Source organism: Marinobacter sp. M5B, assembly GCF_042604615.1.
Lineage (GTDB): Bacteria > Pseudomonadota > Gammaproteobacteria > Pseudomonadales > Oleiphilaceae > Marinobacter > Marinobacter salarius.
Window position 1 is genome coordinate 1 of sequence record NZ_CP156894.1, and the last position, 12876, is coordinate 12876.

General features: G+C 55.9%; 9 protein-coding genes. 6 read left to right on the forward strand and 3 right to left on the reverse strand.

Features of this window, described 5'->3' with window-relative positions; genetic code table 11:
• The 5 genes from dnaA to gyrB all read left to right on the forward strand — a co-directional run bounded on the left by dnaA (position 1) and on the right by gyrB (position 7673).
• Complete coding sequence (dnaA, locus tag AAGD24_RS00005) at positions 1 to 1452, forward strand: chromosomal replication initiator protein DnaA (RefSeq protein WP_379866147.1); 1452 nt, start codon at positions 1 to 3, stop codon at positions 1450 to 1452.
• A 56-nt stretch (positions 1453 to 1508) separates the two neighbouring features.
• Positions 1509 to 2612 carry a DNA polymerase III subunit beta gene (gene dnaN, locus AAGD24_RS00010; RefSeq protein ID WP_379866149.1) on the forward strand — a complete coding sequence of 368 codons (1104 nt, stop codon included), beginning with the start codon at positions 1509 to 1511 and terminating at the stop codon, positions 2610 to 2612.
• A gap of 62 nt (positions 2613 to 2674) precedes the next feature.
• A complete protein-coding gene (locus AAGD24_RS00015) occupies positions 2675 to 3946 on the forward strand; it encodes an AarF/ABC1/UbiB kinase family protein (RefSeq protein ID WP_036211759.1) in 1272 nt (423 codons plus the stop codon).
• Between the two features lie 103 nt (positions 3947 to 4049).
• Positions 4050 to 5186, forward strand: a complete 1137-nt coding sequence (gene recF / locus AAGD24_RS00020) for a DNA replication/repair protein RecF (RefSeq protein WP_036211762.1) — start codon at positions 4050 to 4052, stop codon at positions 5184 to 5186.
• Between the two features lie 72 nt (positions 5187 to 5258).
• On the forward strand, positions 5259 to 7673 hold the full coding sequence (gene gyrB, locus AAGD24_RS00025) for a DNA topoisomerase (ATP-hydrolyzing) subunit B (RefSeq protein ID WP_036211765.1): 2415 nt from the start codon (positions 5259 to 5261) through the stop codon (positions 7671 to 7673).
• Positions 7674 to 7791: 118 nt separating this feature from the next.
• Here gyrB and AAGD24_RS00030 read toward each other — a convergent pair whose 3' ends face one another.
• On the reverse strand, positions 7792 to 8556 hold the full coding sequence (locus tag AAGD24_RS00030) for a VC0807 family protein (protein WP_075196403.1): 765 nt from the start codon (positions 8554 to 8556) through the stop codon (positions 7792 to 7794).
• Between the two features lie 163 nt (positions 8557 to 8719).
• Complete coding sequence (locus tag AAGD24_RS00035) at positions 8720 to 10435, reverse strand: carbohydrate-binding module family 20 domain-containing protein (protein WP_379866152.1); 1716 nt, start codon at positions 10433 to 10435, stop codon at positions 8720 to 8722.
• A 264-nt stretch (positions 10436 to 10699) separates the two neighbouring features.
• On the opposite strand from AAGD24_RS00035, the gene AAGD24_RS00040 reads away from it, so the two are divergent.
• Positions 10700 to 11440 (forward strand): ParA family protein, encoded by a 741-nt coding sequence (locus AAGD24_RS00040; protein WP_075196401.1) that lies wholly within the window; start codon positions 10700 to 10702, stop codon positions 11438 to 11440.
• Positions 11441 to 11537: 97 nt separating this feature from the next.
• Here the strand turns inward: AAGD24_RS00040 and gabT are convergent, their stop codons facing one another.
• Positions 11538 to 12812 (reverse strand): 4-aminobutyrate--2-oxoglutarate transaminase, encoded by a 1275-nt coding sequence (gene gabT, locus AAGD24_RS00045; protein ID WP_379866154.1) that lies wholly within the window; start codon positions 12810 to 12812, stop codon positions 11538 to 11540.
• Positions 12813 to 12876: the final 64 nt, after the last annotated feature.

A 12876-nucleotide genomic window follows, 5' to 3' on the forward strand; every position in this document is an offset into this window, starting at 1 on the left:
GTGCCGAACAACATATGGCATCAGTGTCTGGAAGTACTCCGGGACGAGTTTCCCGCCCAGCAATTCAACACCTGGCTTAGACCCTTGCAGTCGGATCACCGCGAGGGTCAGTTGATGCTGTTCGCACCCAATCGGTTCGTCATGGACTGGGTGAACGAAAAATACCTCAGAAGAATTGAAGAAGTCCTGAAGGATCTGCACGGTGGCCAGGCACCTCGGATTGATATGAAGGTGGGTTCCGCGCCACGGTCATCTGACCTGGTGGTCCGTTCCGAGAACGCGGTCAGTGGTGTGGCCGCCGAACAGGAGGAAGCGGGCAGCCGGATAACGGAAGAAGAGAAAGGCGTTGCGGCCACAGTGACCACGCCTTCGGTGAAGGCCAAGAGCACCAGCGAACGACGTTCGGTTCAGGTTGAGGGTGACATCAAGCACCAGAGTTTCCTGAACGAAGGCTTTACCTTTGACACGTTTGTGGAGGGTAAATCGAACCAGTTGGCCCGGGCGGCCTCGATGCAGGTGGCGGAGAACCCTGGTGGAGCTTATAACCCACTGTTTTTGTATGGTGGTGTGGGTCTGGGTAAGACCCACCTGATGCATGCCATTGGTAATGACATTGTACGGCGCAACCCGAGAGCCAAGGTGGCCTATCTTCGCTCCGAGCGTTTTGTGGCGGATATGGTGAAGGCACTTCAGTTAAACGCCATCAATGAGTTCAAGCGCTATTACCGTTCTGTGGACGCATTGTTGATAGACGATATTCAGTTTTTCGCCCGCAAGGAGCGCTCCCAGGAAGAATTTTTCCATACTTTCAATGCGTTACTGGAAGGCGGACAACAGGTTATTGTGACCTGTGACCGCTTTCCGAAAGAAATTGTGGATATGGAAGAGCGCCTTAAATCCCGTTTCGGCTGGGGCCTGACCGTGATGGTAGAGCCACCGGAGCTGGAGACCAGGGTCGCCATCCTGATGAAAAAGGCGGAGCAGGTGAACGTCAAACTCAGCAGCGAGGCGGCGTTTTTTATCGCGCAAAAAATTCGATCGAACGTTCGTGAACTAGAAGGGGCGCTGCGCCTAGTGATAGCGAATGCTCACTTCACTGGTTCGGAGATCACCCCGCCGTTTATCCGGGAAAGCCTCAAGGATCTGTTGGCGCTGCATGAAAAGCAGGTCAGCATCGATAATATCCAGCGCACGGTGGCGGAGTACTACAAGATCAAGGTGGCCGATTTGTTGTCAAAACGGCGTACCCGCACTGTGACCCGGCCAAGACAGGTTGCCATGTCCCTGGCCAAGGAATTGACCAATCACAGCCTGCCGGAAATTGGCGATGCGTTTGGTGGCCGTGATCACACCACGGTATTGCATGCCTGCAAAAAGATTGTAGAGCTGCAGGAAACGGATCCTGGCATCCGAGAGGATTATCAGAACTTTATGCGGCTACTGACAACCTGACCGGGTTAGCGGCAGCCAATACACATTCACCTTCCAATAAAAGAATGCTGAGTGCCATGAAACTGACGATCAGCCGAGAATCTCTGCTCACCCCCCTTCAGTCCATTGCCGGTGTGGTGGAGCGAAAACAGACAATGCCCGTTCTCTCCAACGTGTTGCTGGTGGCCGAGGATAATACCCTTACGCTGACTGGTACCAATATGGAAGTGGAACTGGTGGGCCGGGTGTCACCGGTGCACGTTGACCAGCCAGGCCGCATTACAGTTCCGGCGCGGAAACTGTCTGATATATGCCGGGCGTTGGGTGATGAGGCGCCTATCGAGTTGGCGTTGGAGGGCGACCGCCTGCATCTGCGTTGTGGCGCCAGCCACTTTACGCTGTCGACCTTGCCGGCGGAGCATTTTCCCAACGTTGAGGATGATGCGGAAAGTTTCGGCCTGGAACTGCCCCAGAAAGAACTCAGCCGAATGTTCGACGCCACTGCTTTTGCAATGGCTCAACAGGATGTTCGCTATTACCTGAACGGGCTGTTGCTGGAAGTCGACAAGGATCACGTTCGCACTGTGGCTACTGATGGCCATCGCCTGGCCATGTCGCATTTTGATTTGCCCACCGGCTGCCCGGAACCCCGCCAGGTGATTGTGCCGCGTAAGGGTGTGCTGGAACTGGCGCGCTTGCTGGATGATGTGGAAACCCCGGTGACCCTGGTGATCGGAGACAATCATCTGCGCGCGACGGTAGGCTCTTATACCTTTACCTCGAAGTTGATCGAAGGCAAGTTCCCGGACTATAACCGGGTCATTCCCCGCGGTGGGGATAAAGTTGTCCTGGCGGATCGCGCTACCCTCAAGAACACACTCCAGCGCGCCGGCATTCTATCCCATGAAAACATCCGTGGCGTACGCCTGAACCTGGCGCCCAACGAGTTGCAGGTATTTGCCAACAACCCGGATCAGGAACAGGCCGAAGACGCGCTGCCGGTCGAGTATCAGGGCGAATCACTTCAGATTGGCTTTAATGTAGGCTACCTGGTGGATGTGATGAACGCGCTGGATGAGGATCAGGTCAAGATAACCCTGGCGAATCCCAATAGCAGTGCGTTGATTGAGGCGGAGAATGACAATCGCTGCCTCTATGTCGTCATGCCGATGCGGCTGTAGTGTAGGTCCGCCGGATTGGTTGTGGCCGCCAGATGTTTACCGGATCAGTAAGGAAGAGAGTGATGGGAACGGTGACGAACAGCCTCAAGGGTGCCTTTCGAATCGGTCAGACTGTATCGGTGTTGGGACGCGCTGGAGTGAATTGGGTGCGGGGAGATCGACCGCCCGCGCCGCGGTTGCTCAGGCAGACGTTTGAATCCCTGGGTGCCACCTACATCAAGCTCGGCCAGTTTATTGCCAGCTCCCCCACGTTTTTCCCCAAGGAATACGTGGAGGAATTCCAATACTGTCTGGACCGTACCCCAAGCCTGCCATTCAGTGTGATCCGGAAAATTATCCGGGACGAACTGGGCCGACCAATCGAAGACGTTTACTCTGACATTGACCCGGTGGCTTTGGCGTCGGCATCGATTGCACAGGTTCACGCCGCAAAGCTGGTTACTGGTGAGGATGTGGTGATCAAGGTGCAAAAGCCGGGTGTGGAAAACATTCTGCTGACGGATCTCAATTTCCTGTACCTGTCCGCGAAAATTCTGGAGACTCTGGCGCCCAAACTATCCTGGACTTCGTTGTCCGGAATCGTGGAGGAAATCCAGCGCACCATGCTGGAGGAGTGCGACTTCATCAAGGAAGCGAACAACCTTAAGGTGTTCCGGGAATTTCTCCATAACACCCACAATGAAGATGCTACCGTGCCACGGGTCTACGAAAGCTGCAGTACTCGTCGCATTCTTACCATGGAGCGTTTCCACGGTGTACCTCTGACGGATCTTGAAAGCATCCGGGGTTACGCGCGGGATCCGGAGCGCACGCTGATTACGGCAATGAACACCTGGTTTTCCAGCCTCACCCAGTGTGAGTTTTTCCACGCCGATGTTCATGCGGGCAATCTGATGGTGTTGAAAGACGGCCGGGTTGGTTTTATTGATTTCGGTATTGTCGGTCGCATCCGTCCGGATACCTGGCAGGCCGTCAGCGATTTTATTTCAACGGTCATGGTCGGCAATTTTGAAGGCATGGCCGACGCGATGATTCGTATCGGTATCACCCATCAAAAGGTTCAGGTGGCTGAACTCGCAGCCGACCTGCGGCGCCTTTACCAGCAAATGGACACCATGGTGCCGGATGAAGTGCCGTATCAGGCTGAACAAGCTGAGGATGACGTGAACAACATCCTGATGGATATGGTACGGATTGGTGAGGGCCACGGGCTGCATTTTCCAAGAGAGTTTGCGCTCTTGCTGAAACAGTTCCTGTATTTCGACCGTTACGTTCACATACTGGCGCCGGAAATGGATGTCTTCATGGACGAGCGGTTGAACATGCTGCATTAATCGCGTTCACCCGCGAGGTTTTGTACACTGGGGCAGCGTTGTCGGTAAGGCACGCTGCCTTTTTTGTCCCCGTCTCCTGCTGGTTAATAACCTATCGTGACCTATGGCGCTTGTTAAACTTCAATCGGAACATTTCCGCAATCTCTCGCCTGCGCCGGTCAGTTTCTCACCTTCCATTAATTTGTTATATGGCGCCAACGGCAGTGGAAAAACCAGCGTTCTGGAAGCCATTGGCTACCTGGGGCTTGGCCGCTCATTCCGGGTAAGTAGACATCAGGCGGTGGTTAGCCACGGCCAACACAAACTGACGGTGTTCGGTGGCCTGGATCAGGGAATGTCGGGAGGGGAACAATCATCGGTTGGAGAGCTTAACCATCGTGTGGGCATCTCCAGGGATGTGACCGCTAAAGAAACCACGCTTAGAGTGGATGGGGAAGCAGTTCGTAACCTGTCTTCGCTTGCCCGGCATCTGCCCGTCTCGGTTATCGATCCGGGGGTGTTTGATATTGTTGCCGGCGGACCCGGAAAACGCCGGCAGTTTCTCGATTGGGCAGTGTTCCACGTGGAACCTTCGTTTGCTTCGTTGTGGCAGCAGTGTCAAAGAGTGACGTCACAGCGGAATCAGATCCTGAGAAATGGTAGAATAGATGACGCTCTGATGAAGGTCTGGGATTCCCAGTACACGGAGTTGGCAGAGCGATTGACGCAAGCCCGGAACGAAACCTTTCGGCTCTTTACCAAGGCTTTTTACAGTTTACTCGGTGAGATAGACGCCCCCTGGGTTGATGGGCTCAAGCTGGACTATTACGTTGGCTGGGACGCCAGCCAACCCCTGGTCGAGGTACTACGTTCCCACCGGGAGCAGGAACAGAAAATGGGCCATACCCTGTACGGTCCCAATCGGGCTGACATCCGCTTGCGATACCAGGGAAGGCCGGTGGCGGAGACCTTCTCCCGGGGCCAGCAAAAGACGTTGGTCATTTTGATGAAGATCGCACAAGGCATGGTGCTGAGCGATCTTGGAAAGCAGGTTACCTTTTTGCTGGACGATATCAATGCAGAGCTGGATGTCGTCCACAGGGCCATGCTTGCCCAAAAGCTCTACGAATTACGATGTCAGGTGTTTGTGACATCGATAGAGGCGCCCAGGCCGGATGAATTATGGCGGCACACCATGCCGGAATACAGATTGTTCCACGTGGAACATGGCAAATTGACGGAAGAACAGGAACCCGGATGATCCACTTTCATCGCTCTAAAATAACAGCGGCAATGGCTTCACGCCGGGAAATCACCCTTCAGGAGTACCCTAATGAGTGAATCGAACTACAACTCCTCAAGCATCAAGGTATTGAAAGGACTGGATGCCGTTCGGAAGCGGCCCGGCATGTATATCGGTGACACTGATGATGGCACGGGCCTGCATCACATGGTCTTTGAGTTGGTGGACAACTCCATTGACGAGGCGTTGGCTGGGCACTGTTCTGAAATCGGGGTGATCATCCATCCGGACGAATCAGTCACGGTCAGGGATAACGGCCGTGGTATTCCGGTCGACCTTCACAAGGAAGAAGGTGTCTCCGCTGCGGAAGTTATCATGACGGTTCTCCATGCCGGTGGTAAGTTTGATGACAACAGCTACAAGGTCTCAGGCGGGCTTCACGGTGTTGGGGTGTCGGTGGTAAACGCCCTCTCCTCCTCCCTTACGTTGACCATTCGACGTGATGGCAAGGTTTACGAGCAAACCTACAACAACGGCGTACCAAAAGCGCCGCTCGATGTGGTTGGCGACACCGACGCCAGTGGTACGAAGGTTCACTTCATTCCATCCCCGGATACGTTTACCAGCATTGAATTCCACTGGGATATTTTGGCCAAACGCCTGCGGGAGCTGGCGTTCCTGAACAGCGGTGTGCGTATCCGCCTGCAGGATGAGCGTAGTGGCAAGGAAGAGGTATTCGAATACGAGGGTGGCCTGCGTGCCTTTGTTGAGCACCTGAACTCCAACAAGACACCGATCAACCGCGTGTTTCATTTCATCAAGGAACGTGAAGACGGTATTGCGGTGGAAGTGGCCATGCAGTGGAACGATGCCTTCCAGGAAAATATCTATACGTTTACCAACAACATCCCGCAGCGCGACGGTGGTACCCACCTCGCTGGGTTCCGTGCGGCCCTGACCCGTTCGCTCAACAACTATATTGAGCACGAAGGCCTGGGCAAAAAGGCCAAGGTCAGCACGTCCGGTGATGACGCTCGGGAAGGTCTGACGGCTATTATCAGCGTGAAGGTTCCTGACCCCAAGTTCTCGTCCCAGACCAAGGACAAGCTGGTTTCTTCCGAGGTCAAAACCGCGGTTGAGCAGGAGTTGTATCAATCCTTTGCGGACTTCCTGCAGGAGCAGCCCAACGAGGCCAAGCTGATCGTCAACAAGATGATTGAAGCGGCCCGCGCCCGTGAAGCGGCCCGCAAGGCCCGTGACATGACGCGCCGCAAGGGGGCGCTGGACATTGCCGGTCTGCCGGGCAAGTTGGCGGACTGTCAGGAAAAAGACCCCGCTCTTTCCGAACTGTTCATAGTGGAGGGTGATTCCGCCGGTGGTAGTGCCAAACAGGGGCGCGATCGGAAGACACAGGCCATCCTGCCACTCAAGGGTAAGATCCTGAACGTGGAGAAGGCCCGCTTCGACAAGATGTTGTCCTCGGCGGAAGTGGGTACGCTCATTACTGCGCTGGGCTGCGGCATCGGGCGAGAGGAATTCAATCCGGAAAAACTCCGCTACCACTCCCTGATTATCATGACCGATGCGGACGTGGACGGTTCCCACATCCGTACGCTGCTACTCACCTTCCTGTTCCGTCAGATGCGTGAAATTATTGAGCGTGGCCATGTGTTCATTGCCATGCCGCCGCTGTACAAGGTCAAGCGTGGCAAGCAGGAGCAGTACCTGAAAGACGAGAAAGCCAAGGAAGCGTACCTGACACAGACCGCCCTGGAAGGCGCCCAGCTCTATGTCAATCCGGAAGCGCCGGCTATCAAGGATTCCGCTCTGGAAACCATGGTGAAGGACTACCAGGCGGTGATGGCGATGATTGATCGTCTGTCCCGCGCCTACCCGGCCAAGGTACTCCAACAAATGCTGGATAACGTGACCCTGAAGCCGGAACACCTGAAGGAAGAGGCAGAAGTGGCTCGTTGGGTGGCTCGCCTGGGTGACGGCCTTCAGCTGGATACTCGCACCGGCACCAAGTACACCTTCTCGGTGGAAAAGGACACCGAGCGCAATCTCTACCTGCCGAAGGTGGTGATTTATGTGCACGGGATTCCCCATAACCACGTGTTCAGCCATGAGTTCTTCGAGTCGTCCTCTTACGCGGCCATCGCGAGGATGGGTGAGACACTGGACGGCTTGATCGAAGACGGCGCTTATATCCAGCGTGGCGAGCGCAAGCAGGCGGTGCTGTCATTCGAGGGCGCTCTGGAATGGCTGATGAAGGAAGCCCAACGCGGCCTGAACATCCAGCGCTATAAGGGGCTGGGTGAGATGAACCCGGAGCAGTTATGGGAAACCACCATGGATCCGGAGACTCGTCGCATGATGAAGGTCACCATCGAGGACGCCATTGCGGCGGACCAGATCTTCACCACCCTGATGGGCGATGACGTCGAGCCACGGCGCCTGTTCATCCAGAGTAATGCGCTTGAAGTGACCAACCTGGACGTGTGATCACGGCGGGTTTTTGATCGGACCCGGGTCATCCGGGGATACGAAAAAGGCGACCTGGTGGTCGCCTTTTTTATTTATAATTCAGTTATTTAGAGGAATTCAGTATTTCTGACTGGCGTCAGCTACCGTTACCTGTGGATGTGTCAGACGACTTGTTGTCGTGCTGGGCCGCAAGGTGCGGCGCCATAACATCCTCAAGGGTGTAGCCGGTGAGCCGGCGAATGGAACGCCAGAGGTAGTAGAAAATGGCGATCATCATGATCATCGAGGGAATAGCGATCATGGGATAACTCACCAAGGTCATCCTGCCCAGTTCTTCATTGAACGCCTGGGTTCCGGACGGGCTGGTGACAATCCACTTGGCCAGCACGAAATTCATGATGGAGGAGAACAGAAAGGTCAGGCTGAAGAAATAGCTGGCCTTGAGCAGGCGGGCCTCGAACTCTTCCTCACTTCCGTTTTCTTTCAGCACCGCCTGAATCTTGTCCACGTTGAGCACGGACGGGTTGTACAGCAGCGTTCTAACCAGCGGATAGCGTGTACGGGTTGAAACAAGCACGGCAATACCGATGACGGCGGGAACAGCCGCTTCCTTGATCGCCAGCCAGCCGGCATCCAGCTCCATCAGGCCGATACCGCCGGTCAAACCGACGCTGACAATGCCGAGCACCGCAATAAAGTTGTACTTGCGATAGCGCACCAACTCGAACAGTCCCCATCCAAGGGGGAACGCAAGCCCGATGACCAGGGCCATGACACTGCCCAAATATTCATCCCCGCTCAATTTCATCAGAATGACGGAGGGAATGATGATACTCACGAGTAGATCAACCCAGGGCCTTGGCTTGTGGGTCGGTGGAGATTGGATTTCCGGGTCGGTCATAAATCAGCCTGATCGTTCGGGGAAGTGATGCCGGTGGAATCCAGCATACCGAAAAAGTCGTCAGGCAGTATACGATGAAACCGTGAGTGTGAGTAACCGAGGTCGGCGGTACCGGCCCGCTAACGCGGGCCGTTTCAGTTGGTGTGGTAGTGGCAGATGCGCTTCAGAAAGAACCGGAAGTGGAACTGCTGGTGCCCTCACCTGCGGTCTGTACCAGGTTATTATCCCCTGACTGCCACTGCTGCTGGGCGCTGGGATCGGTTTCGCTGCGCTTCAGGCATTTCCACTCGATGGAGGTCTCCGCTGGTAGATTGATCGACCCACTCCAGGTTGGGTAGGCTGTTGGATCCAGTTTTACCGCATCGGCAGGTGACCAGTTACCCAAAGCATTGTTGTTGCCGGTAACGTACACACTTTGCCCCATGGTGGTAGTGCCGTTCTGGCACTGGAAGGTGACGGATGCCGTCCCTGCTGTTGGCGGATTGGGATCGCTTCCGTCACAGGGGGCACCGCTATGAAGTGCCGCTGCCTCCATCGCCGGTACCGTCAGTGCCACCTGGCCATTCTGCACCGTTACGCAGGCACCGTTGCCAGCCACATTGCGATAGTTTCCATCGGCCAGCCCGGTGTTGAAAGTCCGTGACAGTGTGCTGCCTTCACGGTTGATGGCGACGAACCCCTTATTGCCCCGACTAAAGGCGATCTGGTTATTGCCATTGTCCCACCAGCTGTTCACGCCCTGGCCGTCGGTCTCAGCTCGGAAGGCAACCATGTTGGCAATGGAGTCCCAGCGATGTTCGCATACCCAGGCGGACCCGCACTGAGCAGCGCCGTTCTGGTAGACGTTTTGGGCTGGAGGGCCCTGGTCACCGTTGGAAAATGCGTAGCTCGACATTACCTTGGGGTAGCCATAAGGCCAGCCCAGCATGAACACGTTGGCCAGGTTGTAGAGATCACCATCCTTGTAGGTCAACACATTGCTGCCACCGGCACCGTGGCCACGTTGGTTGTCATGGTTGTCGGTGAATACAACGGCATCACCGCCGGACAGGAAGCCCCAGCTCTCACCAAAGGCGTTGAGGTTGGCCAGTTGCTGGTTCTTGAAGACGTTGCCGATGGACGCGCTGTAGCGGAACTCGGTGACGTCTGACGTACCCGTGTACTCAGTGGCACTGACGGCTTCGCCACCCAGGTCGATCACCTCCTGGAATACGTACAGCGGGCCGCCGGCCTGATTGATGACGGCGCCGATATCACCGGGCGACATATGTTTGGCGGCATCCACCCGTATACCCTTCACACCCAGCGACGTGAGCTGATTGAGATAGCCGGCCAGAGTGTCGCGCACGTAGCCGCTTCCGGTATCCAGGTCCGGTAAGCCGACGAGTCGGCAATTGCGAACGCGCCAGGCATCCGAACTGTAATCCGAGCCGTTGATACTGCATTCGGCGTGGAAATCATTGCCACTGTAGATAGGATAGGTCAGGGAATCGCTGCTGTAATAGGACCCGGCGGTGCCGGTTCCCGTACCATTGGCGGTATGGTTGATCACTGCATCCACGTAAACATCCACTCCGGCCGCGTTGCAGCGCGAAACCATGTTAGCGAACTGGTTGGCGTTACCACTGCGGCTCTGGAGCTGGTAGCTGACCGGTTGATAGCGCGTCCACCAGGCGCTGCCCTGAATGTGTTCCTGCGGCGGTGACACCTGAACGGCGCTGTAACCCTTGGGCCCAAGAAACTGTTCACATTCAGTGGCGACATCGCTCCACTTCCATTCGAACAGATGGACAAAGGTACCGGCGTGGGCGGTATTAATGGGCAACGCAAGTGTCAGGCCGAGACTGACACCGGTTACCAGGCGTTGTATGGAGATCATTGTGTGCTCCTGTCTTGTATTTGTTGTGGAGACGATCCAATGGCCACTGCCGGCTGTTGACGGCAGTTGTGGATGTCCATCGTCAACATGAAGTGTTCAATCGTTAGCCAAAACATCCTTTCAGGCAGTTTGCGGGGAGTAGTCAGGGGGAGGAGTTGCAATATTTACGTAGCTTCTGAATACGTGTCACTAAACTGAAACACGCCTGCCAGTGGGATCGGTTAAGCTTGCAGCCGGTGTTTTGACGGGGCTTTAGGAGGAAGCATGAAGATCATTGCGTTTTACAGCCTTAAAGGCGGTGTCGGTAAAACCGCTGCGGCTGTAAACATTGCCTACCTGGCCAGCCAGGCTGGCATTCCCACCCTGCTATGGGATCTCGACCCTCAGGGCGCGGCCAGCTGGTACCTGGCGGGAACCGACGAGATCAAGGGTCGGAAACTGGCTGCACTGATGGATGGCAAGACCCCCATCGGCAAATTCATTCGGGCCAGCGCCTACCCTGACCTCGATTTTATCCCGGCCCATAACAGTTTTCGCAACCTTGATGTCCGGCTGGATAAGGACGACAGCGCCAATACCCTCAAAAACTGGCTGGCGCCGCTATCGGAGGAAACCAGCCTGGTCGTACTGGATTGCCCGCCCTCGATGTCGCGGTTGTCCGAGCAGGTGTTGAAAACCGCCGATGGCGTGTTCGTGCCGGTGGTTCCGACCTGGCTCGCTCTGAATAGCTGGCAACAGCTCCAGTCCTTCGCCAAGGACAAGAAACTCAAACCCGGTCGTCTGCACCCGTTTTTCTCCATCGTCGACCGCCGCAAGAATCTGCATCGCGAGATGGTGATCCATCGCAAACAGCGCCTCGAGAATGGGCTGAACGCGCTGATTCCCAATGCCAGTGTGGTGGAGAAGATGGGTGAGAGTGGCCAGCCGGTGGAACTGATGGATCGGTCATCCGCAGCTGCCGATGCCTATCGGCGCTTGTGGAAGGAAATCAGGAAGTTGATCTAGAACGGATAGAGCCCATAAAAAAAACGCTGGTCAGCTTCACACTGACCAGCGTTCCGGTATACAGCGGCAGGTGTGTTAATGACCCTGCCAGAAGGTGTTAGCCCACCTCTTTCAGTGCCTGCTCAACGATCGCCAGGCCTTCCTCAAGAATATTGTCCTCGATGGTGACCGGCATAAGGAAACGCAAGGTATTGCCGAACATGCCGCAGCTCAGCAGGATCAGGCCGTTTTCCTTGGCTTTCTTGGTAACGGCCGCCGCCAGGTCTGCCCGCGGTTCCTTGCTGGTTTTGTCGGTGACCAGTTCAATCGCAGCCATGGGCCCGAGGTTGCGCACGTTGTCCACGTGGGGGAACTGTTCCTGCCACTGATCAAAGCGTTTGCGCAGGGTGTCACCCAGGCGCTGACTCTTGCCCAGAATGTCTTCTTCCTTGAACACGTCAAATACTGCCAGGGCTGCCGCACAGGCCGTCGGGCTGCCAGTGTAGGTGCCGCCGAGGGAGTTCGGGCCGGACGAGTCCATAACCTTGTCGGTACCGACAATGGCTGAGATCGGCATGCCATCGGCCATACTCTTGGCCATGGTCATCATGTCGGGCTCAACACCGCTGTGTTCGATGGCGAACATCTTGCCAGTCCGGCCGAAGCCGCTCTGAACCTCATCCGCGATCATCAGGATGCCGTTCTCATCGCAGATCTTGCGGATCTCTTTGAGGAAGCTGGCTGGTGCGGCGTAGAAACCACCCTCACCCAATACCGGCTCAATCACGATGGCGGCGGTGTCACTGGCGGGTGAATCGGCCTTCATGGCCATCTTCAGGCCACGGAGCGCTTCATCCTCACTGACACCGTGATAGGGAACCGGATAGGGGGCGCGAAAGACGGTGCCCGGCATTGGGCCGAAATCGGTCTGATAAGGAGCGGCTTTGCCGTTCATGGCCATGGTGTAGAAGGTACGGCCGTGATAACCGCCGTCAAAGCAGATCACATTGGTTTTGCCGGTCGCCGCGCGGGCGATCTTCATGGCGTTTTCCAGGGCTTCTGCGCCGGAGTTGGCCAGCATGACCTTGGCGTGGCCCTTTACCGGAACCACTTCACTGAGCTTCTGCGCCAGCTTCACATAGCCCTCATAGGGCATGACGGTCTGGCAGGTGTGCATCAGCTTGTCCAACTGCGCCTTCACCGCTTCAACCACTTTGGGGTGACGATGGCCGATATTCAGTACACCAATGCCGCCGGCGAAGTCGATCATACGCTTGCCATCGGCATCCCAGAGCTCGGCATTGGTCGCATGGTCGGCAAACTGCTCGTTGGGGCTGGCAGCACCGGCCGCGACATAACGTTCTTTGAGTGCCTGCAATTCTTTGTTCGTCACTTTGCCTCTCCTCGAATTCGGTTTGGTACTGTCAGCATACACGAAATGATGGCCCGGTTTGAAA